Genomic DNA, 24,572 nt, shown 5'->3' on the forward strand with positions numbered 1-24,572 from the left:
ATAACAGCTGTTTGAGGCGCTTACGGTGATTATAGTGAACGGCCGCGAGGCGAAAATCGCCCCAGGCCCCTATATGTCATGGCAATTGCTGGGTACGCGTCTTCATTTTAACTCTGTGTCGGTGACTTTATCGTCCAGCCCACATAGGACTACTTTCAATTATTCAGTCAATCTTCTTATAATTCGGAACAAAGGGGATTCTAATACCCCGACGAAATAAAAGGGAACGAAGAAATGTTGAATACCAGGCACTATCGCCCGAGGTGGAATTCGCAGGTTCGGCCTGAAGCAATTTTTGAATTCAATGCTCCAACTGTTGCCGGTCCCTATGTAGACGCTCCTGTCAGCATGCGACTGATGTAGAAGCATCAGAGGTTGCCTGAATGTAGCCGTCGGAAGCAAGTGGCGGCCTGCCCATTCTGCAAATTGCATCGGACAACTCAGCCTCACCTTCAAGGAAACCTCTTCGCTGTCTCTAGCGGGGGATGATGCACCACGCCCTTATCGGGACGAGTTGGTGAATCCGAATATCTCGCACCGCCCACTCTATAGAGCCTCCGCGGCTCTCTATCACTAGTTGGAAGGAACTCGATGAAGAAGGGGACGCGGAGAATAGCGATAGGTGGATTTATTCATGAGACGAATACGTTCTCGCCCATCCCGACGACCATGGCGGACTTCATGAATGACGGCGAATGCCCAGGCATTCTTCGTGGAGAAGAGATCATTCGTCGCTTGAACCGAGGCAACGAATCCGTTGCCGGTTTTCTTTCCTCGCTTTACGAACTCCAACCTGATTGGCTGCCCATGGCGACCCTATGGGCCGGCGCGGCACCATCCGCCGCTGTACCAAGATCGGTTTTCGAACCGATCTTGGAAGAGTTAGTTGCCCGCATCAAACACGCTTTGCCCCTGGATGGCGTATACCTAGATCTGCACGGCGCCATGTTCAGCGAGGGTTATCCTGACGCAGAAGGAGAGATCCTCTACCGTGTGCGCCAACTGGTCGGCCCTGACGTTGCAATTGTCGCTAGCCTCGATCCTCACGCGAATGTATCTCCCCAGATGGTTGAATATTCGGACGGGCTAATAGCCTATCGGACTTACCCTCATGTCGACGTTGCTGAAACAGGTAGCCGCGCTTTTCAATTTCTAGAGCACATGCTTCTGACGGGCAGCAAACCCTCGAAGTCGCTCCGACAAGCGGACTTTTTGATTCCCGCTGTGTTCCAACCCACCTCGATCGCGCCAAATGACAAGATTCTAGAGCACATGCTCGCACTTGAGAGCAACGTTCTCAGCATCAGCTATTGTCCCTGCTTTCCGGCGTCAGATTTTCCCCATTGCCGGCCGGCCGTTCTCGCCTATGCGGACGACCAAGAGGCCGCTTCCTGCGCAGCTGACACTTTAGCGGAGCTAGTGCAGCGCCACGAAGGTGACTTTGTCGGCCGACTTTATCAGCCCGGCGAGGCTGTAGCAGAAGCTCTTCGTATTGCTGCCGATGAGAGCAGACCAGTCATAATTGCCGACGTGCAGGACAATCCTGGCGCCGGTGGTAGTTCTGATACCACCGGAATGCTGCGCACACTTATTGCCGCGAAAGTCAACGATGCAGCTATCGGACTGCTGTTCGATCCGGCCGCTGCCGCGGCAGCGCACCAGGCGGGCGAAGGTGCTGAAATTCGGCTTGCTCTCGGAGGGAAATCGGGCGTGGAGGGAGATACTCCGCTTGAGGGCGACTTCATTGTCGAGAAAATCTCCGACGGGGCAGTGTTTGCAAATGGCCCCATATTTTGGGGGGTGGATGTAGCACTTGGGCTCATGGCATGTCTTCGGATCGGTGGCGTCAGGGTCGTTGTTTCTTCTAATCGGGTCCAGATGCTCGACACGGCCTTTTTTCGAGCCGCGGGCATTGCGCCCGAGCAACAGAATATCCTGGTTGTGAAAAGTACCGCTCATTTCAGAGCGGATTTCGGACCGCTAGCTGCGGACATTCTATTGGCGGCAGCGCCAGGCGCAATGCCAGCAGATCCGACGGGTCTTCCTTGGAGGAATCTCGCGCCTGGGATTCGAACGAGGCCATTGGGTCCTCCCTTTCATCCCATCGCATCAATCACCTGAACCAAGATCAATCGGAGGAGAGCAAAATGAGAAATGGAAGCTTAAGAGCTTTTTTGACTAGCGCGGCAGTAGGCTTCTTTTGCGTTGTTGCAGCCCCGGTCTTCGCAGAGCAAAACGTTTTACGCGTCGTCATCGAATCGGACCCGCCCACGCTAGATCCGACGCAGTCAACGTCAGCTGTTGTGACGTACTTCGCGGACCTCGTATATGAGCCACTGTTCGCGTACGACTCAAAGGGAAGTGTGCAGCCACAGCTTGTCCAGAACTATACCGTCAGCGAAGACCATCTCAAATATACGTTCACCTTGCGTGACGGCGCGACTTTTCACGATGGCAAGCCGGTTAAATCGGCCGACGTGATTGCGTCGCTGGAACGCTTCTTCTCAAAAGATTCGTCGGGTTCCGAGCTCAAAAAGCGTATCAAGGCGCTTCAAGCTTCCGATGATAAGTCTTTCACCTTGACGCTGTCGGAGCCATATGGATTCGTTTTGGACGTCTTGGCGAAACGCACGCCGACCATTCCCTACATATATCCAGCGTGGACAATCGCCGCGGGCACAGGCGTACCGATCAGCGATCACATTGGGAGCGGACCCTATATCTATGATCCCCAGGCTTCGCGCCCGGGTTCAGTTCTGACTTTGCGCCGGAATCCTCAGTACGCCGGGCGCGCTGAGCCGCAGGATCTGCTCGCCGGAAGCCGAAAAGGCGGATCTGATGTGATCGAACTTCATTCTATGCCAGATAGTCAGACGGCCGCAAACGCTCTGACTGCCGGTGAAGTCGATTTCATTTCCGACCTTGACCCGGATTTGGTTGAACAGCTGCAGACTACGCCCGGGATCGTCGTTGGTCCTTTCGATCCAAGGAGCGGCACCATTTTGTTGCGTTTCAACTCCTTGACTCGACCCTTCAACGACGCGAGAGCGCGGCGCGCGGTTGCGATGGTCACCGACCAGTCGCAGTATTTTCCGCTGGTAACCGCAAGACCTGAGGATGGAAAAGAATGCAAATCCATATTTACCTGTGACAGTCCCTACACGAACTTCGTTGGAAGCGACGTCATTGGAAATATGAACGTTGATGCTGCCAAAAAGCTTGTCAAAGAAAGCGGCTATGATGGCACGCCCATTGTTGTCCTTCAGCCAACTGACGTTCCAAACCTGAAGGCGGTCGCGCTGGTTGCGGCGCAGCAATTGCGTTCGATTGGTTTCAATGTGGAGGTTGCGGCTTCGGATTGGGCAACCTTGATCCAGCGTCGCGCGCTCAAAGTGCCGCAGTCTGAGGGGGGCTGGAATCTATTCGTAACTACCGCGACAGCTGACCAATTGGACTCGCCATCGAACTCACTGCCAGCGAATATGAATTGCGAAACCTCATGGGCTGGGTGGCCTTGTGACAAGGTAGCCGAAGACATTAAGTCGGCGTTTGAAAAGGCGACCAGTGTCGACGAGCGAAAAAAACTTGCGGCCGACTTTCAAGCCCGAATCTTGGAGGTCATGCCCTACGTGCCCGCCGGGCAATTCGTATCGCTTTCCGCGTGGAGCGACAAACTTCAAAATATCGCTAAGGGCCCAGGGGCACCCTTTTATGGCATCGTAAAAAAAGCTGATTGAGAGGCTCAAGCGATATGATGAATTTCGTTCTGACGAGGGTACTATCGGCACTGCCGATAGTTCCAATCGTGTCCGTAATCGTTTTTCTTTTAGTCCATGCGGGTGGGAGTGATCCCTCCCGAATACTAGCCGGAGACACAGCCAGAGAGGAAGCGATCGCGGCACTGCGTCACCACCTGGCGCTGGACCAGCCCCTCTTTCGACAGTTCGCGGTCTGGTTTGAAAGGCTGCTCCACGGAGATTTTGGCTCATCGATCTTTTACCAGCGCCCGATCATTGATTTGGTTTTGGACAGGGTTGGCGCAACACTCGCCCTCGCGGTCGGCGTTATCTTCCTTGCAGTTGCAGTTGGTGTACCTCTCGGCGCGGTAACGGCGATGTCTTTGGGAAGTCGGCTGGATAAGTCGCTGACAGCTATCGCGTCTCTGGGGTTCTCCCTGCCAATTTTTTTGGTCGCTTATGCACTCGTGTACATATTCGCCCTGAGACTGGGCTGGCTCCCAGTTCAAGGGTATATTTCCCCGGCCGATAGCATTGCAGGATTTTTACGATCCCTGATACTTCCCGTAATGACGCTGGGGCTGTTCTATATCTCACTCTTCGCTCGCGTCACCCGCGCTACCGTTTCTGAAATCCTGAGGCAAGACTATATAAAAACCGCCGCAGCAAAGGGAGCGACGCCCGGTAGGATATTGTTCGCACACGCTCTACGAGTCGCGGCTGCTCCGCTGCTAACTTTGACCGGCACGACATTCGCTGGGCTACTGGGCGGCCTGGTTGTCACGGAGAGCCTCTACAACATTCCTGGACTTGGGCGATTGGTTTCCGAGGCAATCCTCAAACGTGATTTCCCGATCATCCAAGGGCTCGTTCTCATAACCTCCGTTTTCTATGTTTCGTTCAATCTCGTGATTGATTTGCTTTGTGGATTTTTCGACCCGAGGGGAGCGAGATGATTAACTCAAATCAACGGTGGTACATTCAGCTTTTGCAAGATCCTCTGACAGCGTGCGCGCTCTTTTTCGTTCTGTTGTTTTGCCTAACGGCGATAGCGGCGCCCCTGATCGCGATTCACGATCCAGCGCTTCTCAACCCAACGTCAAGGCTAAGGCCACCATCGTGGGACAACTGGTTGGGAACCGACCAGCTGGGGCGAGACGTGTTCTCACGAGCGTTATACGGTGCTCGGGTCTCGCTTGCCATTGGCGCGATTTGCGGATTGGTCGTGCTCGTCACAGGAGCGATACTTGGGCTTCTCGCTGGTTATGTTCGCTGGCTAGACACAGTGATTATGGCCGTAATGGACGGTTTGATGGCTGTGCCTGCGGTATTGCTTGGGGTGGCGTCCCTGATGGCCATCGGAAGCAACACATTTGGGTTGATATTCGCTATCTCGCTGCCTTTTTTGCCTGAGATAACACGTTTGACACGCAGTCTGGCTCTTACCATACGAAACGAGCCATTTGTCGAGGCTGCGGTTATGGCCGGCACGGGTACTGCACGCATACTGTGGCGGCATATTCTGCCGAATGCAGTCGCGCCATTGATCGTGTTGACAAGCTACGTCGCAGCGTCTTCTATTATTGCCGAGGCAATACTCAGCTTTATTGGGATTGGTACGCCACCAGAACTCCCGAGCTGGGGCAACATGATCGCTGATGGACGAAATTCATTTCAGCGCGCGCCTTGGGTAATTTTTGTCCCAAGTACATTTCTCGCGCTCGTTGTCCTTGCAATCAACATTATTGGTGATCGGATGCGCGATGTGACAGATCCTCTCAGCCATGGAGGTCATTGATGTCTGTCCCTGATCCGGTACTTTCTATCCAGAATTTGACCATCACGCTACCTTTGAGCGGAGATCGCCGAGAGGCGGTCAAAGACCTATCCCTTGACGTCGCGCGGGGCGAAATAGTCTGCATCGTCGGCGAAAGCGGATCCGGAAAGTCCGTGACGGCTTTCACGATCATGAACCTACTGGCGCGTGGCCTTGTCGTCCAAACCGGAAAGATGTGGTACGGCGGGCGCGACCTTCTCGCACTGAATGTGCGTGATCGGCGGGAGCTTTCCGGAAAATCGATCGCGATGGTATTCCAGGAGCCCATGTCGGCGCTCAACCCGGTTCTGACTATCGGGTGGCAAATCGAAGAGGTTTTGAAAATACATGAGAGGACGTTGTCGGCGAGCCAGAGACGTTCGAAAGTTCTCGAAATTTTGGATGCGGTGCATCTGCCCGATCCGCAAGTGATTGCACGAGCCTACCCGAGCCAGATCTCAGGCGGGCAGCGGCAGCGGGTGATGATCGCAATGGCGATCATCTTAAAGCCAGACATCTTAATTGCTGATGAGCCGACTACGGCTCTAGACGTCACAACGCAGGCGCAAATCCTGCGACTGTTGGACGAACTGCGACGCGAGACAGGGATGGGCGTTCTCTTTGTTACCCATGATATCGGAGTGGTTCGCGATATCGCGGATCGGGTAATAGTTATGCGGGGCGGACGGGTGGTCGAGGCCGGCACAGCCAGCGATGTCCTCGACAATCCTAAAGAAGATTATAGTCGATTGCTGATAAATTCTATTCCGTCCGCCATTCCTCCAGAAGTGAAGCGGACATCATCGGATGACGTGCTGTTGACTGTACGGGGGGTGGACAAAAACTATAGGCGTGGTGTTTTCACCGTACACGAAACTAAAGCCGTCTGCGGTGTTAACCTGACAATAAAGCGTGGGGAGGTTGTGAGCATTGTCGGCGAGTCCGGGTCTGGTAAGAGCACGCTCGCCCGGATAATTGCAGGTCTCGTCCCGAGCAGCGCCGGCTCGGTAGAATTTAACCGCAGCCTTGAGGTCGTCCGAGGCGGCCCTTACCGCCAAGTGCAGATGGTGTTTCAGGACCCCAATCGTTCACTCAATCCGCGTATAATGATTGGATCGTCGCTTATGGAAGGTCCGATTAACATGGGCGTTTCCCGTGCTGAAGCATTGACGCGGGTTGAAGCTCTTATCGATCGGGTCGGCCTAGACCGACGCGCGCTCAGTCGCTATCCACACCAATTCAGTGGCGGTCAACGTCAACGAATCTGTATTGCGCGTGCCCTTGCGATGTCTCCCAGCCTTCTTGTCGCTGACGAGGCCGTCTCTGCTTTGGACGTGACGGTCCAGAAACAGGTACTCGATCTACTGGCCGAGCTTCGTGAGGAGCTTGAACTGAGCATACTATTCATTACCCACGACTTGCGGGTTGCAGCGCAGATAAGTGATCGAATCTGTGTAATGCAGCGCGGGAGGATCGTCGAGGAAGGAAGAACCACGCAAATATTCAGCCAGCCTTCGTCTGAGTATACCCGTCAACTTCTCAATGCGTTGCCCGGTCGGCTCAAAGCTTTCAACTGATTGTTTTGCGGGGAAGCGGCGTTGTTCGTGTGAGGACGCTCTGATGCCGACATGCGTCGATCACCGACGTCGCTTTCACAGAAAAACTTCCCGCTAAGCGCGCGCGAGACCCGCTTGGGGTCAAAAATAGGCCGGCTGGCCTAGTTGTGTACATGGCGGTCGTCGCAAGGGAAGGAGGACAACCTCTCAGCGTCAGCCACCAAGCACCTCAACGCTCAAAGCCCCGATCGCGCGTACGGGTCCCAGAAGTAGCCAACCAACATCTTCGACATTCGATCATCGCCAAGGTTACGTGCATGGCTGTCGCGGTCCATCAAGTTAGGGAAATGACACTCCAATCTCTATGGTGGGATGGAAAAATGGGCGGCTGTAAGAGCGCGGTGCAACAGATAGATGAAGACTGCATCTCGGCCCGTTTGAGAATACAGTAGCTTAATCTTCGATCGGAAAGGCAAATCCGGCTTTGACGCGGTCCATGACAACCATTGTTTTGAAACCTTTGATGTCATTGTTCTCGTAGAAGAAGCGCCGTGTGAACTGTTCGTAGTCTTCCATGTCTTTTGCTGTGACGACGAGGAGAAAATCCGCGTCGCCGGTCACGTAGTAGCCGATCATCACTTCGCGGGTGTTCTTGATTGCAGTCTTGAAGCGATCGATGATATCAGCCCTCTCTCGCTCAAGCGACACCAGAACGACGACGGTTACATGTCTGCCGACTGCCTTAGGGGACACGATTGAAATATCAGCCTCGATGACGCCCTCTGCCCGCAAGCGTTTGAGCCGGCGTTGGCAGGCAGTCGGTGAAAGATGCGCTCGTTCGGCCAATTCCTCCGACGTGAGCTTGTTGTTCTTTTGAACGGCGTTAAGAAGCGCGATGTCCGCGCGGTCGAGTTCCATGTCCGAGAAATCCTGCAGCCAGCGTTGATACTCGCAGAATTCCTGCATAGACGGCATCATATTCGCCGTCAATCTGCATCGATTTAGCATCAGATTGCCAGTGTCGAATATAGATGCGGGCGCCAGCGGAGCATATCGAGCTGCGTTTCTGTCCGCCGCTTCACATCATCGCGCTACGGAAGGGCTTGCAATGACCATCAACATCAAGGACATCGGCGAGAAGGACCGCAACTCGGTCCTGCATCCGTTCACGCAACTGAAGGACTTTGCCAGCGGCAAGCTTGGCGAGCCAACAATTGTTGAGACGGGAAAGGGTATCCGCATCCAGGACGCCCGCGGCAATCAGCTGATCGACGGCTTTGCCGGGCTTTACTGCGTCAATGTCGGTTATGGCCGCACCGAAGTAGCCGAGGCGATCTCACGCCAAGCTTACCGGCTTGCCTATTACCACTCTTATGCCGCTCACACGACCGATGAATTGGCGATCCTGTCAGACCGTCTGGTGAAGATGGCTCCGGGCAAGATGAGCAAGGTGTTCTACGGCATGTCCGGTTCGGACGCCAACGAGACCCAGGCCAAGCTCGTCTGGTACTACAACAATCTGCGCGGCAAGCCGACCAAGAAGAAGATCATCTCACGTGACCGCGGCTACCATGGCTGCAGCGTTGTCTCAGGTTCGATGACCGGCATGAGCTTCTACCACGACCATATGGACCTTCCCTTGCCGCAGATCAGCCATACCGGCGTGCCGCATCACTACTGGGGCGCCAATCCTGGCGAGACGGAGCGGGAATTCTCCACGCGCCGCGCTGCCGAGCTCGATCAACTCATCGAACGGCTTGGGCCCGACAATGTCGGTGGATTCATTGGTGAACCAGTTCTTGGCACTGGCGGCATCACACCGCCGCCGGAAGGTTATTGGGAGGCTATTCAGCTGGTGCTTAAGAAGCATGACGTCCTGCTGATCGCCGACGAAGTCATTACCGGTTTTGGCCGCACCGGTTCCATGTTCGGATCGCAGCATTATGGCATCGAGCCGGACTTGATCACGGTTGCCAAGGGCCTGACGTCTGCCTACTTTCCGCTCTCGGCTGCGATCGTCGGCGAGAAAGTCTACCAGGTGCTGGAAGACGGAGCCGACAGGGTCGGCGCTTTCTCGCACGGCTATACCTATTCCGGCCATCCGATTGGGGCGGCCGCTGCCAATGCTGTTCTCGACATCGTCGAACAGGAGAACCTGCCCGGCAACGCCCGCGAGGTGGGCGCCTATTTCCAGGCGCAGCTCAAGGAGAAGTTCGCTCAGCTGCCGATCGTCGGCGAGGTGCGTGGCGTGGGGCTGATGGGAGCAATCGAGTTCGTCGGGGACCGCGAAAGCAAGACCCGTTTCGATCCGTCGCTGAAGGTTGGTGCACGTGTCTCGAAGGCAGCGCGCGACGGCGGTCTGATCGCCCGCGCCATGCCGCATGGCGAGATCCTCGGCTTCGCACCTCCACTGGTCACCACTAAGGACGAGATCGACGAGATCGTCTCGATTGCCGAGAAGGCGGTGCGCTCGGTCATGGACGAACTGGTGCGCGACGGCCAGAAGATCTGACCCGTAGCGACTTGTGCTTTCCGGCCATCGCTGAACGGCCAGCCGCATTCAGATTGTCATTGTCAGCCACTCAAGTGGGCAGCGGGTGGAGGATCAAACTTCACCCTGCCCAAAGACCATAACCGCCGTTCATGCCGGCGCTTCATCAGGGAAAGGGAAGTTGGCCTATGACCGCTGCCAAACTTCATATCAAAGTGGGCTTGCCACCCGTATCGGTTTACAGCCCTTTTGACGGCTCTCTGATCGGATCGATCGAGTCAACGGACGCATCCGACGTCGACGAACTCATCGCTCGTGCTCGTCGCGGGGCCGAGCTCTCGCGTAACCTGCCGCGGCACAAGCGAGCAAGCATCCTCGAGGGAGCCGCGCAACTTATCGAGCGCCGCCGCGATGCCTTTGCCGAGACCATTGTGCGCGAAGCGGGAAAGACGATCGTTCAGGCACGCAAGGAAGTCAGTCGTTGCGTCAATACGCTGAAACTCTCAGCCGAGGAAGCAAAGCGCAACGCAGGCGAGATCGTCCCCTTCGATGCATTTGCTGGGTCAGAACAGCGCCAGGGTTGGTTCACACGGGAACCGCTCGGTATCATCACCGCTATCACCCCCTACAACGATCCTCTGAACCTGGTCGCACACAAGCTCGGCCCGGCAATCGCAGGGGGCAACGCCGTGTTGCTGAAGCCGTCGAATTTAACGCCGTTCTCCGCCATCAATCTCGTCGATGCCCTTTTGGAAGCTGGCCTGCCTGACGATGTCATCACCATCGCTCATGGTGACAGGGAGCTGGTCACTGCCTTGATCTCGTCCCACGATGTCCGCATGGTGTCGTTTACCGGTGGATTTGCCACCGGCGAAGCCATCAGCCGCGCGGCGGGGCTGAAGAAGCTGGCGATGGAATTGGGCGGCAATGCCCCCGTCATTGTAATGAATGACTGCAACTTCGATAAAGCGGTCGAGGGCTGCGTCTCCGGCGCGTTCTGGGCAGCAGGACAGAATTGCATCGGCGCCCAGCGCGTCCTCGTGCAGGCGGCTATATATGAGCGGTTTCGCGATGCCTTTGTCGCAAGGACCAAAAAGCTTAAGGCCGGCGATCCGTTGCGTGACGACACCGATGTGGGTCCTATGATCTCGGCGGGATCGGCCGAACGCACTGAAACTTCTGTCAACGATGCGATAGCCGCTGGAGCCACCCTCCTCTGTGGTCATCGGCGCGAAGGATCACTTTACCATCCGACGGTGCTCGAAGGCACGCCCCGTACCTGCGGGCTATGGAGCGAGGAAGTCTTCGCGCCCGTTGTCATGCTGGCTCCGTTCGAGACCATAGACGAAGCCATTGAGATGGCCAATGATCCCGAATATAGTCTGCATGCCGGCATCTTCACCGCCGATCTCAGGGTCGCGCTGGACGCGGCAAACCGGGTTGAGGCAGGCGGCGTTATGATCAACGATAGCTCTGACTATCGCCTCGACGCCATGCCTTTCGGCGGCTTCAAATACGGCAGTATGGGCCGAGAGGGCGTTCGCTTCGCTTACGAGGACATGACCCAGCCAAAGGTCGTCTGCATTAATTGGGGGTGAACTAAAGGTCCTGTAAGCGCAGCTTCGATAGCTCGCTTGTGGAGTTCTCATGATTTCCCGTGATTTCTGACGGCCTGCAACTTATGCTGGAAGATGCACCAATGCCATCTATAAGATCCTCTAATGAAGTATCTGGAGCGCAGGTTTGCTTGAGCATGAATACACCCAATTGGGCGGTATCAGCCGCCTGAGCGTTGGCAGATGGCTGGGCATGATATCTGCCATGGTTTCGGCGGCCATTGTCTTCGTACTTTTGTGGTCCGTGAACCTCGCGCAAAGTATGGGGTTGCCGGTCAATCTTCCTCCCAGCTTATTGTCGTTGGTTGGAGCCGGCGTCGTCTTCAGCATACTTGCCTGGCTCTTGAACCGGCATGCGTGGCGCTGGCGGCTCATGCAGCTTGTCCTTCAGGTTCCCGACCTCAGTGGAGACTGGACATGCACGGGCAGGACGATAGAGACGAATTTAAATCCCGCTTACGATTGGACTGGAAAGGTCACTATCGTCCAGTCGTGGGACAAGATTCGTATCCGTTTGAAAACCGATACATCAGCCTCCAACAGTAAGAGCGCGGCACTTATCAAGGACGAGGCAGACGGCTGGCGGATATTTTACAACTACAGCAACGAGCCGAACATTGAGCAGACCGAACTTCGCACCCACAAAGGATTCGGCGAGATCCTGTTCAGCAAGGACCTGAGGAGTGGAGACGGCGAATACTTCAACGGTCATGGCAGGTACACGTTTGGAACAATGAAGCTGGAGAAGATCGACAATGGCTAGGGATATCGGCAAGCGTTTGAATCAACTCCATACCAGACGATCAGGGGTCGATAGGCTCGGGCGGCTCGCTCAGGATGCGGCGACCGAGATCCTGCAGAAAAGCTCTCGTGAAGAAAGTTGGCAGAAGCGGGCGAGGGATCAGCCTTATACCCGGTACTGTCTGGGAGCGATGCAGGAAGTCGACCAGGACTACACGCGAATAAGTGTGGAGACGGCCGAGCGCGTTGGTAAACAGTTGCTTGAGGGCCTCCAGGCTTCCAACATACCAGTCGAGTTTCGACTGCAAGGATCCGTGCCGCTCAATGTCCATATTCGAGGCGTCAGCGACGTCGACCTGTTGACGCTCGAAACCAGCTTCTTGCGATACGATTCCACCGGGCGGATGGCCCAGTCGGGTTTGTACTATCCTTCCAACAAATCGTCCTTGGAAGTTCTTTCCGCTCTGAGAAGTGAGTCGGAGAAGATTTTAAAGGCTAAGTACCCAGCAGCCACGGTGGATACCAGCGGGGGAAAGGCGATAGCGATTTCCGGTGGATCGCTGCCGCGGCCCGTCGATGTCGTGCCGTCACACTGGTACGATACCGCGGACTTTCAGGCTTCTGAGCTTCAACGCGATCGAGGCGTCTTCATCCTCGACAAGAAGGTGCCCACTGAACTGTCGAACTTTCCTTTCCGTCACATTCACGAGATCAATCAGCAGGACTTAGCGGCAGGAGCAGGGCTGAAGAAGGCCATCAGGCTTTGCAAGAATGTCAAGAACGACGCGATCGAGGACGGCAAGAAAATCGTCTTTCCCAGCTTCGATATCGCCAGCACAATGTATCATTGCGATCTCAACGGCCTAAGAGTGGGGACGTTTTACGAACTCGCCGTCCTCGCCGAAACGCAGCGTTTCCTTGATGAACTCTACCACAACTCCGAGAAGGCGAAATCGCTATTGGTGCCTGACGGATCCAGACGGATCTTTGACTCGGATGAGAAATACGAGGGGCTGCGGACGTTGTCGGTTGAGATGGACGACCTTGCGAAAGAGGTGGCGAAAGAACAAAGTATTCTGCTGAAGTACGGGGGCACCGATCCCTCTCTTGGAGATAGCCGCAGGGTTCTGAACGGAACTTATGTCGCTAGTTAGCCGGAAGCGGACGATGCCTGGCGGGATGCGCGAGCCTCCTGATAGCCGGCGACGTCATCCCGGACAACATTTGACTCGTTGGAGAACCCTAGTGGCACTTCGGGCTCGACACGGAGCCGGAGATCGCCCTTAACGACAGGGCCTGGACAAAGCTGCGAATCAAAAGCTTCGGATGCTCGGACACCATCGGGCCTATCCGGGCTTCTGGTATGTTGAGAGGAACCGGGCGGTTAATAGGTCGTCAGGCTTAGATTATTTCGCTGGACGTATCAGCGAGACTAAAAAGACTAGCGACACGGAAAAGCAATGGAGCTGGTGAAAGTTCCATAAAAAGGATGCACAACTATAGATGGTGCGAGGGGTAAGGGCATTTTTTGCTTAGTGCCAAAATGTAGCTGGATCAATGCCGTTTGATGATCCCAGCTTTGTTGAAGTGTTCTATTTCTGCAAAGTTGGAATGTCACACCCCCGCGTTTGGTCCGAGATGACGGCCTCACGTTCGCAACGATCTAGATGCGCTTCGAGCGCGGCCCTGCAACCGGGACCTGCGATGGCATTCTTCTTGACGTGGCCAACCTCGCGCTCGCACTTGCCCTGGCCGATGGCACGCCACCACCCGCACCGTCAGCTTCTCCCGCAGATAGAGCCGGAAAGTTGTTGTGGTTCACAATGTGCTCTCGCGTTTGAGCAGCACACGAGTGCGTCAGTGAATGTGAAGTGCCCCCCGATTTTGGGCCAGCAGAAGCTGGAATTTTCCGGGGTTATGAAGTGCTCCCCGATTTTGGGCCAGCGGGAGTTGGAATTTTCCGGGGTTAAAGCTCAGCTCGGCGGGGGTGCCGATGAGCCGTTCATCAGCGCAATCGGTACCTTGTTGCCGATCGCGCTGTGTGGCCGGAACTCGTTATAGTCTCTACGCCAATCCTCCATCTTCAAGCGCGCGTCGTCAAGGCTCATGAACCAGTGAGCGTTCAGGCACTCAGCCCGGAACTTGCCGTTGAAACGTAAGCGGTGTTGTCAGGCCACAGCCTTGGCTTCTGGCATCTCGGCATAGGCCCATGGCAACAGGTCATCGATCCGGCTGTTGGGATGGCCATTGACGATCTTGGTGATCACGTCCGTCAGATAGGCCATCGGCTCGACGCCATTGAGCTTCGCCGTTTATGCCGACCGTCGAACTATGCCGAACGCCTCTTTTGATGAGGACGCTACACCGTGCGTTCCCGGCCGGTTCGGCGGGTCGCCGTTGGTTGACACTCGGCATAGTTCTCATGCTCAGAGGGCGTTCAGGAATTCCAAAAGCCGGTCGCTTGGTCGAAACCGCTCGGCCTTGGCGCGTTCGTACGGCTTCAGCTTTGCGAGTGCAGATTCCTTCAGTTCGAGATGTGCATGAAGATAGGTCAACGTCGTTTCCATCGCTTCGTGGCCCAACCACAGGGCAATGACCGAGCAGTCGACGCCCGCCTGCAGTAACTCCATGGCAGCGGAGTGCCGTAAGACATGCGGCGACACCCGCTTTGAGCGAAGGGACTGGCAGTGCTCGCGCGCTTTGGCGACATATTTGTTCAGCAGTGCCTGCACGCCGTCGGCGCTGAGCCGGCCACCGTGCATGTTTGGAAAGAGAGTCGTTGCGCCTCGCTTCCCTGGTTCCTTGAGCCAATACCGGAGGGCTTGCTGGGCAACCTTTGTGAGCGGCGTACTTCGCTCTTTGCGGCCCTTGCCGATGCATTGCACATGCGCACCGCGGCCGAGCATTACCGAATCTCGGTCAAGGTCGATGATCTCCGAGACCCGAAGCCCGGTTTGGGCGGCCAGTAATAGCAGAGTGTAGTCGCGGCGTCCCAGCCACGTGCTTCGATCAGTGCAGTCCAGGATCGCTTCAATCTCGGGCCTGGTTAGAAACTGAAGTTGCCGCTTATCACATCGCTTGCTGGGGATCGCGAGCACACGCTGAATATGGGCGCTATGTGCCGGCTCCTCGAACGCTGCATATTGGAAGAAGGATCGGATGGCTGTAAGGCGGAGATTCCGGGTCCTCACCGAGGCGGATCTCTTTGTCTCAAGGTTCTCCAGGAATGCGCCGATGAAAGGAGCGTCTATATCCCGTAGTGTCAACTGAGATGGGGACCTCCCAAGGCGCGTCTGTGCGAACGCAAACAGGAGCCTGAAGGTGTCGCGGTAGGAGGCGATGGTGTTGGGACTGACACCTCGATGCTTCATGAGCCGATCTGTGAACCACCGCTCGATCAGCACGGCCAGGTCGTTCGTGCGTCTCATGACCGAGCCTCCCAGCGCTTATCCAATCGCCGGACGGCATGGTTCATCAGTTCCGGCGCGGCGGACAGATACCAGTAGGTGTCGCGAACATTGGCATGGCCGAGGAAGGTTGAGAGAACCGGCAGCTCGCGTTCCACATCTTCGCCAGCCCGATGCCAGTTGATCAGGGTCTGGACGGCGAAACGGTGGCGAAGATCATGAATCCGTGGACCATCTCGTTTCCCCTCCTGCCGTAATCCGATTTGCCGGGATAGTCGCCAGAACACGCGGTGCACGTATTGATGCAATAATCTGCCGCCCTGTTCGGCGACGAAGAAATAGGGACTACGAGGCGTACGAAGGTGTGCATCGCGTCGGGCGGCATAGTCCAACAATACAGCGACTGTCGTGGCATGCAGCGGCACCAGCCTTGTCTTGCCGAACTTTGTCTCGCGAATGGTGAGGACGCCCTGGTCGAGATCGACGTCGGCCCGGCGTAGGCCGAGCGCTTCGGAATGGCGCAGTCCGGCGACCGCTATCAGCCCGAACAGGCAGTGATATGTCCAGCGCCGCAGGGCGTTGGCCGGCGGCAACGACAGTGCTGCCGCCAGAAGCGCCTGAATCTCGACTTCACTATAGATGTAGGGCTTTGTGCGCCGTGCCGGCGGCACTGCGTCGCTCGGTGGCACTTCCGTCAGAGGATCGAAATGACTGAGGTGCTGGGCAAAGCAGCGCACATCAGCCAGTCGGATTGACCAACTCGGCTGCCGGCCCATCGAGGTGACCCACTCCATTGCCAGGTCCGCCGTAATGGTCTCGGCGCCGCGGGCCTCCATGAAAGCGACGAACCCCGACAATCGTTTTGCCGGACCGTCATATTTGTATCCCAGCCCTTGGCGCATGCCGATGTAGCGCTCAAACGCGGTGCGAAGCCGGCTCATTGGACACCTCCCGGCCAGGGGAGGCTCAGTTCGCGCAACTTCTCAACATCGAGCTTGGCATAGATCCTTGTACTGTCGATGCTTCGATGGCGGAGCAGTTGACCGATCTCGGCAAAGCTGGCGCCCGACCGCAAAAGGTCGGTTGCAAGGCTGTGGCGGAAAAGATGGGCGCCGTGATGCGCATAGCCGTCAATGCCCGCCCGTTCGAGTGCCTGCTTTGCGATCATCGTGATGGCGCAGCCGGAGGCAAAACCCACATGCGGCGCAAGAGTTCGCAAGAAAACTCGCCGACACGCCGAAGCGGGGCGCCCATGCCGGATATAAGCCACGATCGCTGTTCCGACGTCGTGACGCAGCGGCATCGTTGCTTGTTGCCGCCCCTTTCCGTGTACGAGAATCGTGCCCGACTGCCAGTCGATATCGTCAAGATTGAGGGTCGCAACTTCGCTGGCGCGCAAGCCGAGCTTGGCGAGGATCATCAGAACCGCATAGTCCCGATGGCCCATTGCCGTCGTCCGATCGCAGGCATCGAGAACCTTCTGGACCTTCTCGGGCGGCAGGAATGTTGGAAGGCCGGCAAGTCGCCAGCGGCGGATGGACGGCACACAGTCAGCGAGCGGCGTCGAGATGAAACCCTTCAGATGCAAATAGCGCAAGAACGCACGCACAACTCCGCACATGGCTTTGCCACTGTCGGCGGAACCGTCAAGCGCATGTCGTTCGACATAGCCGATGACGATCTCCGGGGTGAGCGCTGCAAACTCGTCTGCGCCGGCCGGACAGATCTCCATCAGAAATCGATGCGACAGCAGCTTGTGACTTTCCACCGTTGAGGCTGCGAGCCCTCTCTCATTCGAGAGATAAGCTGCGAACATATCGACAATCTGCTCGTGCTCCGTGCGCTCAATCGGAACGGCGGCTGATATCAAACCTTCTTGCCGCAATGTAGAGAGTAAGCGGCGGAGAGCTGATCGGTCGCCCGCGTCAGGTCTCCAGTGTTTGAAACGGTGCTCGAAAAACCGACTAACGTGACCTTCGCTTAAATCCCGGGGCTCATGTCCGCTGCCAACATGCCAGTCCATCAGCTCTCGAAACAGGCTCAGCGATCGCCAGGTACATTGCCGACCCAAGCCTTCGTTCGACAACCTGGCGGCGTAAACTTGGGCAAACTTGCCATGCGGCCCGTGGATCAGCTTCCGATACAGCGTGCTGCGCTTCAAATAGTCACTTGCGTTCATAGGGCTCTCCTTTGCGTCAACTGCGACGGAGAGAGCCTAAGCTATGCCGATCCGGCTACTGCTTTGTCACGAAAAACGTTGGCATAAACCTGCTCGTTCGGCATAGTTCGACGGTCGGCATAAACGGCCTTATGCCGCGCGCGGCATAAGGCGGTTTCAATCAATGATGCGATTGTCGCCCAATGCTCGGCTCCCGCGTCCGACCCGGCGAACAACGCATTTTTCCGATTGAGGGCGATCGGCCTGATGGAACGTTCGACGGTATTGGAATCGATCTCGACGCGGCCGTCATCGATGAAGCGTGTCAGCCCGTCCCAGCGCGACAGCGTGTAGCGGATGGCTTCGGCGAGTTTGGTCTTCTGGCTGACAAGAGCGAGTTGCTCGGTCAGCCATGGCGCGAGGTTGTCAGCGATCGGGCGGCTCTTGGCCTGCCGCACATCGCGGCGTTCCTCATGGGTTCTGCCCCGGATATCGTCCTCGATCCTGTAGAGTTCGGCGATGCGCCTGAGCGCTTCGCTGGCAATCGGCGCTGGACCGGCAGCGGCGAGTTCGTAGAAGCGCCTGCGCACATGACTCCAGCAAAATGCCAAAGACACGCTGTTGCCCGCGGCGATCGCGCGATAGCCGGAATATCCGTCCACCTGCAGCACACCGACGAAGTCGCTGAGATGGGCCATCGGACGTTCGCCTTTGCGATCGGGCGCGTAGACATAGACGACGCCAGGCGGATCGGCTCCCTGCCATGGTCTGTCGTCACGTGCATAGGCCCAGAGCTGTCCGGTCTTGGTCTTTCCGCGGCCCGGATCGAGCACCGGAGCAGTCGTCTCGTCGGCGAAGAGCTTGGACGAGGTCTTGAGCCGTTCGAGCAGCCTCTGATGAAGCGGGCGCAGATGCCAGGCGGCGCGGCCGACCCAGTCGGCGAGCGTGGAACGGTCGAGGTCGATCCCCTGGCGCTTGTAGATTTGCGCCTGCCTGTAGAGCGGCAAGTGATCGGCATATTTGGAGACCAGAACCTGGGCGACGGTGGCCTCGGTTGGAATGCCGCCTTCGATCAACCGCGCTGGCGCTGGAGCCTGGACGACGACCTCCTCACAGGCGCGGCAAGCATATTTGGGGCGGCGCGTCACCAGAACGCGGAATTGAGCCGGCACGATGTCGAGCTTCTCGCTGACATCCTCGCCGATCCGATGCAGACCATGACCGCAGCAGGGACAGTCATGGCTCTCGATGTCGATGACCACATCGATGCGCGGCAGATGGGCGGGAAGTGAACCGCGGTTGATACGCCGCTTCGCAGTCCGTTCCCGGCGCAGATCGCTCGATGCCTGCTCCTTATCTTCCAGGCCGTCCGCCTCGACCTGTTCGGCCTCTTCGAGCCCAAGGAGAAGCTGATCTTCGGGAAGCGTCTCAGCGCGACGGCCGAAGCGATGACGCTGCAATTCCTTGATGATCTGACGCAGCCTCGCGTTCTCGAGCTCGCGCGAAAGCACCATGGCCTTGAGCGCGTTCAGGTCGTCGGGAAGCTCGTCGGCCGTCATCGTCATGGACCGACAACAGCACAATCCGGCGACCAAGACGAGAGCGTGGATGAGGCTGATTCAATTGGTCGCGGCGACTATCCTGCCGCCTCCGGGACACGCACCTCGAGCGGCGCATGAACGCGCTTCCAGTTCAGCCCCTCGAACAGTGCCGAGAACTGGGCAGCCGTCAGGCGCATTGCACCATCCTGTATTTTGGGCCAATGGAACTCGCCATCCTCAAGTCGCTTGGAGACCAGGCACACGCCACTGCCGTCCCAGAAGACGAGCTTGATCCGGTCCGCCCGTTTGGCCCGGAACACGTAGATCGCACCGGAGAACGGATCGGCACCCATCTCAGCCTTGACCAGCGCCGCCAGGCCTTCCGCGCCTTTGCGGAAGTCGACAGGCCGGGTGGCGACCATAACCTTTACCGCTCCCGACGGTCCGATCACGACTGTGCCTTCACGGCGTGAATAACCGCTGTAATCGTGGCGGCGTCCACGCCGGATGCGATCCTGATGATCGCCCCGCCGAGCTCCAATTCGATTGCGCCGGTGCTCGACTTCCTTCTCGCTGCGCGCGGCGATTCCTGCCCTTTCGCCGCAGGCGTCGTGGGCACATCCAGGACCGCCGGCGCAAACATCGGAACATCGACATCAGGCACAGCTCCGAGCGGCTTGCGGGCGAGCCGACGCCAAGTGAACAACTGCTGCGGGGTCAATCCGTGACGCCGCGCCACCGAGCAGACCTTCACGCCCGGCTCGTAACTCTCCGCAACGATCTGCGCCTTCTGCTCATCGCTCCACTCGCGGCGGCGGCCGCTGCCAGTGAAAACCTCAAAGCGGCGCACTGGTTCTTCATCGTTGGATTTAAGCGTAAGCTGTGAAATCGACATATGTCTAAGCCCTCGTTCGGGCTCAACATCGTCAATCACGCACTGATCCGGAAGGTGCGGTCAGAACACCGCTTACGTTGAAACTCTCGATGTAGCTGTTGTCCGTCGGCTTGCCTGGGCGCGAGAAGTCGAGCACGACACCCTTGTGGTAGGCCCACAGATCAAGATCTCGGGAGATGAATTCACTGCCATTATCGACACGAATGGACGCCGGATAACCGACTTGCCGGCATACTCGTTCGAGCGTTTGGACCACGTCCTCGCCCCGGTAGTTGAAGCGTGCATCGACTGCTGGTGAGAAGCGCGAGAAGGTATCGACCACCGTCAACACCCGGATCTTGCGCCCGGTGGCCAACTGGTCATGAACGAAATCCATCGCCCAGACGTGATTGGAATGGGTCGGCTCCGTCCGGTCGGCTCGCAGCTTCGCCTTGACCCGACGCTTAGGAACCTTGTTGCGGAGTTGCAGGTCCATCTCCTTGTAAAGACGATAGATTCTCTTCGGATTGACGGGCCACCCGTCGCGCTTGAGCAGGACATGAACGCGACGATAACCGTAACGCACCCGTGTCTGGCAGATGTCTTTGATCTTCAGCTTCAACTCGGCCTGCTCGCCGCGCCTGGACTTGTAGACATAAAGCGACCGGTCAATGTTCAGCACCGAACATGCGCGCCGGATAGAAACCTTCCAGTCTGCCTTGATTGTGTCGACAAGCTTGCGCTTGCGGGCAGGCTTCAGAGCTTTTTTGACAGCACGTCCTGAAGCATCGCCTTGTCCAGCGACAGGTCGGCAACAATCCGCTTCAGCTTGGCGTTCTCCTCCTCGAGCTGCCGCAACCGCTTCATCTCTGCGGCATCAGACCGGCATATTTTTTGCGCCAATTGTAGAAGGTCGCGTCCGAAATTCCTGCCTTGCGGCAGACCTCACCGATCGGCGTCCCATCCTCCGCCTGCTTCAGAACAAAGGCGATCTGCGCTTCCGAAAACTTCGAGGCCTTCATCGAATTCTCCTCTTCTGCCCAACAGGGATCATAAGTGGAAAATTCCAGTTCCAAGTGGCCTAATTTGACGGGGGCACGTCAGTTATGGCTCAGCTCGGCGGGGGTGCCGATGAGGCTGTTCATAAGCGAAATCGGCACCTTGTTGCCGATGGCGCTATGTGGCCTCTCCTCCATCTTTTGGTGGGCATCGACAAAGGGTCGTCTGGAATGAGCCATACACCCCACACGGGTCGCTCCATTCAGTGTGCGCCAAGCGGATAGCCATTAAGCGTGTTGATCATGCCAAAGCTTACTCATCACAGAAGGTGCGGCGAAATTCGCGCTGACAAACTTCGGCGAGGCACAATCATCGTCGTCATTGGAGGGAAGGAGGCAAACCTTTTTGACAAGGTTAAAGCAGATCAGGAGGATGATCTAATGCCGATCCTCTTTAATCAGGACTGATGCGCCCATCGCCGTAACTTGGCCCGCGATGTTGAGCGGAAGGCACGCGCTCCCTTAGATCGTCCTGCGATAACCTTTGTCAGCTCTGACTTCTTCACGAATTTATACCTTTAGCGCCCTACAGCGTGAACCTGGATCGCTGAGTTGTTGCCATGAACGGGATGGTGCCAGGGAAGGAGAACATCTCGCCAGTGGCAATCAACCAGCAGCTGCTACGCGGTACAACGTCATCTCGTATTGCAAAATAATGTTCAATATTGCATATTGATTATGTCGTCGTGTTTGTCGCGCGACCCTAGGTTGCTTTTGAGGGTAGTTATGAAAGTTGCTGTACTTGGTGCCGGAATCGTTGGTAGTGCGACGGCCTATATGCTCGCCAGAGATGGTCACGAGGTCACCATTATTGATCGCTGCGACAGGCCTGGCATGGAAACGAGCTTTGCCAATGGCGGTCTGATGACGCCTAGCGACTCCAGCCCCTGGAACTCACCTGGAACCATCAAACGGCTTGGTAAGATGCTTTTTGACAGCAACTCTACGTTAAAAATCAACCCAAGTGCCATCCCATCGATTATCGGCTGGGGGCTAAAATTTCTCTCGAACTCAACCCACAAGAGGCATAAAGCCAATATGGTTTCGAACATCAGGATCGCGAGCCTGAGTTTAGAAACGCTGCGCAGCATTCGCCAGAATTCTACCCTGCATTATGACCAGACCACGCGCGGGACGATGAGGGTCTTCCCTCGAGGCGGCCGCATGTCGGAGTTCGTGCAGATGTGCCGCGAGATGCAGGGGTGGGGTGTCAAATTCGACGTTCTTGATCAGGAACAAATTCTGGAGAAAGAGCCGTGTTTGAAGGACGTGATCGATCGCTACATCGGTGCGGTATACTTTCCAGATGACGAAAGCGGCGATGCCCATAAGTTTACGAATGAAATGGCTCGCCTCGCTAAGGAACTGGGGGCTCAGTTTTTGATGAGAGCTAACATATTGGAAATAGTCAAACAGTCCTCTTCGCGGATCTCCCACCTCAAAACGTCCGTTGGAGAAATTCATGCCGATGCGTACGTACTCTCTCTTGGTAGCTACAGCCCCATATTTGCCCGCCCCCTCGGTATTCAGCTGCCGATCGTGCCCGTGAAAGGCTATTCCGTGACCTTGCCTCTAAACGGATGGAAGGGAGGGCCGACACGTCCGGTCATGGACGACGGCTACCATGCAATGATGGTCCCGATGGGAGATCGCTTGCGCATGGGTGGGAAAGCAGAATTCGCTCAATATAATACGAAAATCGATCCCAATGAAGGCCGACGCGTCCTCGACGACATTCTCAGGATTTTGCCGTCCATGGCTGCGCACGTCGACGTCAGCTCGGCTTTGACTTGGTCAGGATTACGCCCGATGACGCCCGATGGACCTCCGATCGTAGGTCCGACGCCATATGAAAACCTTTTCCTCAACACTGGCCATGGCCCGCTTGGATGGACGATGTCGTGCGGTTCAGCGAAAATTACAGCAGAACTTGTAACGCATGGACGGGTTTTGAGCAACAGCGTCGACCCCAGGGACTATATGTTGAGGCAAGTTCGTCGCTCGGACCGTTCCGCTGTCTCTTTGGCCCAGAATGGGCTCGTAAGCTAGCGTTTGGCGGAACGTGACCACGGGTGGTCAGCTACGAATTACAGTAAGCGAGTGCCGCCCGCACGGGCCGGTCACAAGCGTTGGGCAACGTCGCAGCCTTATTTGAGCATACATGCTCAAAATTGCGCGATGGCGTGGCTAAAATTCTGTCCTCTGGGAGAGAACGTACCTCCGCCAAATCGACACACGGCAATCCGACCCGAATTCGCCTGGATTTGCCGTGTTTTGTTACGAAGATGATTGAAATCCTAGGCGGGAGTCTGCGCAATCTAATCCTGATCCTGTGCTTGAGCCTTCCTGCGTATGCTGAGTGTTCGGTCGAAAGTGGGGGCGGTTCAAATCAATAGAGCCAAATACGCTCACTGGGGAAGCGACTTCGGTGGGGCATTGCCAAAGCGATGAATTCGTCGTCGCCCATATAGTGCGATTGAAACGATTTCGCACAATGTATGGCTAGTCCAAGACCTTGCAATCTTCTGCTTTCCACGAAACCGTCACCGGTGTTCCGCCGGCAAAGTGAGCCTGCCCCCGGTTCTGCCGCTTCACGGTAATGGTCTCATCACCACAGCGGACCAGGTACCGCGTCATTTCGCCGAGGAACAATGCGTTTTCGACCACGCCGTCGAGCGCGTTGGGCAAATCCGCTCCCACCGAACGAAAGTCGATCTCAACGTGTTCCGGACGAACAAACATCCAGCCGTGATCGCCGTCAATCTGCCCAGACAACTGCGCCGCCCCTGGTGTGTTGCCTGCCAGGGTAACCCTGCCTGCTCCGTTTTCGATCACGTCGACGCGACATGGAATCATGTTGGATTCGCCGACGAATGATGCGACGAACCGGTTTCTCGGCCTGCCGTAGAGCGTCTTGCTATCGTCCACCTGAACGAGTCGGCCTTCGTTGATAACTGCGATCCGATCCGACATGGTCAGCGCTTCATCCTGGTCATGGGTCACGAAGACAACCGTCATATTCAGTTCCTTCTGAATACGCATGATCTCAATCTTCATGTGCTCCCGGAGATTACGATCAAGCGCGCCGAGAGGCTCGTCCATTAGCAGAATGCTTGGATTGAATACGATGGCTCGTGCCAGTGCGATGCGCTGCTGCTGGCCACCGGAAAGTTGGTTGGGATAGCGGCCGCTATACTGTTCCATCTTGACCAGTCGCAAAGCGCGCGCCACGCTGCTCTCAATTTCCGCTCGTGTGGACCTGCGAACTGTGAGGGGAAACGCGACATTCTCCGCGACCGTCATGTGAGGAAACAGCGCATAGTTTTGAAACACCATCCCGATGCCGCGCTCATAGGCGGGAAGATCCACGATGGAACGGCTTCCCAGAAAAATGTCTCCTGACGTCGGCGTTTCGAACCCTGCTATCATCTTCAATGCCGTTGTCTTCCCGGAACCTGATGGTCCGAGAAAGGTCACAAACTCGCCTGGCTGGACTTGAAGATTGAAGTCCTTCACAACCTGAAGCGGGCCGTAGAACTTTTGGATGTTTTTCATTTCAAGGCTTGTAGACATTTTT

General features: G+C 56.5%; 18 protein-coding genes and 5 pseudogenes. 10 read left to right on the forward strand and 13 right to left on the reverse strand.

Translation table 11 applies throughout. From position 1 onward, the window contains the following. Window positions 1-591 precede the first annotated feature (591 nt). Genes J7U39_RS27545 through J7U39_RS27565 form a run of 5 tightly spaced genes read left to right on the forward strand, consistent with a single transcriptional unit; the run spans window position 592 to window position 7,130 of the window. Window positions 592-2,121: a M81 family metallopeptidase gene (locus J7U39_RS27545; protein WP_018517594.1), complete on the forward strand. Its 1,530-nt coding sequence runs from the start codon at window positions 592-594 to the stop codon at window positions 2,119-2,121. A gap of 26 nt (window positions 2,122-2,147) precedes the next feature. Further along, window positions 2,148-3,737: an ABC transporter substrate-binding protein gene (locus J7U39_RS27550; RefSeq protein WP_018517595.1), complete on the forward strand. Its 1,590-nt coding sequence runs from the start codon at window positions 2,148-2,150 to the stop codon at window positions 3,735-3,737. A gap of 14 nt (window positions 3,738-3,751) precedes the next feature. Further along, complete coding sequence (locus J7U39_RS27555; protein WP_210633192.1) at window positions 3,752-4,693, forward strand: ABC transporter permease; 942 nt, start codon at window positions 3,752-3,754, stop codon at window positions 4,691-4,693. Continuing rightward, window positions 4,690-5,535 (forward strand): ABC transporter permease, encoded by an 846-nt coding sequence (locus tag J7U39_RS27560; RefSeq protein WP_018517597.1) that lies wholly within the window; start codon window positions 4,690-4,692, stop codon window positions 5,533-5,535. The genes J7U39_RS27555 and J7U39_RS27560 overlap by 4 nt, the downstream gene beginning before the upstream one ends. Beyond that, entirely contained in the window at window positions 5,535-7,130 is a 1,596-nt protein-coding gene (locus tag J7U39_RS27565) for an ABC transporter ATP-binding protein (protein ID WP_168299467.1), read from the forward strand. Before J7U39_RS27560 ends, J7U39_RS27565 begins: the two co-directional genes overlap by 1 nt. 432 nt (window positions 7,131-7,562) lie before the next feature. On the opposite strand, the gene J7U39_RS27570 is transcribed toward J7U39_RS27565, so the two are convergent. Next, a complete protein-coding gene (locus J7U39_RS27570; protein WP_032990421.1) occupies window positions 7,563-8,027 on the reverse strand; it encodes an Lrp/AsnC family transcriptional regulator in 465 nt (154 codons plus the stop codon). 190 nt (window positions 8,028-8,217) lie between these two features. On the opposite strand from J7U39_RS27570, the gene J7U39_RS27575 reads away from it, so the two are divergent. The 4 genes from J7U39_RS27575 (at window position 8,218) to J7U39_RS27590 (ending at window position 13,111) form a co-directional block, all read left to right on the forward strand. Beyond that, entirely contained in the window at window positions 8,218-9,621 is a 1,404-nt protein-coding gene (locus tag J7U39_RS27575; RefSeq protein WP_018517533.1) for an aspartate aminotransferase family protein, read from the forward strand. Between the two features lie 167 nt (window positions 9,622-9,788). Continuing rightward, window positions 9,789-11,198 (forward strand): aldehyde dehydrogenase family protein, encoded by a 1,410-nt coding sequence (locus J7U39_RS27580; protein ID WP_018517532.1) that lies wholly within the window; start codon window positions 9,789-9,791, stop codon window positions 11,196-11,198. A 145-nt stretch (window positions 11,199-11,343) separates the two neighbouring features. Beyond that, complete coding sequence (locus J7U39_RS27585) at window positions 11,344-11,979, forward strand: hypothetical protein (protein WP_018517531.1); 636 nt, start codon at window positions 11,344-11,346, stop codon at window positions 11,977-11,979. Next, entirely contained in the window at window positions 11,972-13,111 is a 1,140-nt protein-coding gene (locus J7U39_RS27590; protein ID WP_018517530.1) for a hypothetical protein, read from the forward strand. The genes J7U39_RS27585 and J7U39_RS27590 overlap by 8 nt, the downstream gene beginning before the upstream one ends. Window positions 13,112-13,585: 474 nt before the next feature. Here J7U39_RS27590 and J7U39_RS31995 read toward each other — a convergent pair. The 11 genes and pseudogenes from J7U39_RS31995 to J7U39_RS27640 all read right to left on the reverse strand — a co-directional run. Next, window positions 13,586-13,723, reverse strand: a pseudogene (locus J7U39_RS31995) (IS21 family transposase); the annotation flags it as partial. Window positions 13,724-13,930: 207 nt separating this feature from the next. Then, window positions 13,931-14,110 (reverse strand): annotated as a pseudogene (locus J7U39_RS27595) (transposase); the annotation flags it as partial. 15 nt (window positions 14,111-14,125) lie between these two features. Further along, window positions 14,126-14,269: pseudogene (locus J7U39_RS27600) on the reverse strand (transposase domain-containing protein); the annotation flags it as partial. Window positions 14,270-14,383: 114 nt separating this feature from the next. After that, the gene (locus J7U39_RS27605) at window positions 14,384-15,385 is read right to left on the reverse strand and encodes a tyrosine-type recombinase/integrase (RefSeq protein ID WP_138397173.1); all 1,002 of its coding nucleotides are present in this window, start codon (window positions 15,383-15,385) and stop codon (window positions 14,384-14,386) included. After that, window positions 15,382-16,305 (reverse strand): tyrosine-type recombinase/integrase, encoded by a 924-nt coding sequence (locus tag J7U39_RS27610; RefSeq protein ID WP_092577041.1) that lies wholly within the window; start codon window positions 16,303-16,305, stop codon window positions 15,382-15,384. The genes J7U39_RS27605 and J7U39_RS27610 overlap by 4 nt, the downstream gene beginning before the upstream one ends. After that, window positions 16,302-17,543: a site-specific integrase gene (locus tag J7U39_RS27615; protein ID WP_138397172.1), complete on the reverse strand. Its 1,242-nt coding sequence runs from the start codon at window positions 17,541-17,543 to the stop codon at window positions 16,302-16,304. The genes J7U39_RS27610 and J7U39_RS27615 overlap by 4 nt, the downstream gene beginning before the upstream one ends. A 152-nt stretch (window positions 17,544-17,695) precedes the next feature. Continuing rightward, window positions 17,696-19,087, reverse strand: a pseudogene (locus tag J7U39_RS27620) (IS66 family transposase); the annotation flags it as partial. 71 nt (window positions 19,088-19,158) lie between these two features. Beyond that, window positions 19,159-19,515: an IS66 family insertion sequence element accessory protein TnpB gene (gene tnpB / locus J7U39_RS27625; RefSeq protein WP_210633193.1), complete on the reverse strand. Its 357-nt coding sequence runs from the start codon at window positions 19,513-19,515 to the stop codon at window positions 19,159-19,161. Then, window positions 19,512-19,958, reverse strand: a complete 447-nt coding sequence (locus J7U39_RS27630) for a transposase (RefSeq protein ID WP_210633194.1) — start codon at window positions 19,956-19,958, stop codon at window positions 19,512-19,514. Before J7U39_RS27630 ends, tnpB begins: the two co-directional genes overlap by 4 nt. A 76-nt stretch (window positions 19,959-20,034) precedes the next feature. Further along, a pseudogene (locus tag J7U39_RS27635) lies at window positions 20,035-20,959 on the reverse strand (transposase); the annotation flags it as partial. Window positions 20,960-21,037: 78 nt separating this feature from the next. Further along, complete coding sequence (locus J7U39_RS27640) at window positions 21,038-21,202, reverse strand: IS66 family transposase (RefSeq protein ID WP_259665403.1); 165 nt, start codon at window positions 21,200-21,202, stop codon at window positions 21,038-21,040. Window positions 21,203-21,721: 519 nt separating this feature from the next. On the opposite strand from J7U39_RS27640, the gene J7U39_RS27645 reads away from it, so the two are divergent. After that, window positions 21,722-23,044, forward strand: a complete 1,323-nt coding sequence (locus tag J7U39_RS27645; protein ID WP_018517527.1) for a D-amino acid dehydrogenase — start codon at window positions 21,722-21,724, stop codon at window positions 23,042-23,044. 453 nt (window positions 23,045-23,497) lie between these two features. Here J7U39_RS27645 and J7U39_RS27650 read toward each other — a convergent pair whose 3' ends face one another. Further along, window positions 23,498-24,568 carry an ABC transporter ATP-binding protein gene (locus J7U39_RS27650; RefSeq protein WP_168299465.1) on the reverse strand — a complete coding sequence of 357 codons (1,071 nt, stop codon included), beginning with the start codon at window positions 24,566-24,568 and terminating at the stop codon, window positions 23,498-23,500. Window positions 24,569-24,572: the final 4 nt, after the last annotated feature.

Origin of the sequence: Rhizobium sp. NLR16a (assembly GCF_017948245.1) — a bacterium.
Lineage (GTDB): Bacteria > Pseudomonadota > Alphaproteobacteria > Rhizobiales > Rhizobiaceae > Rhizobium.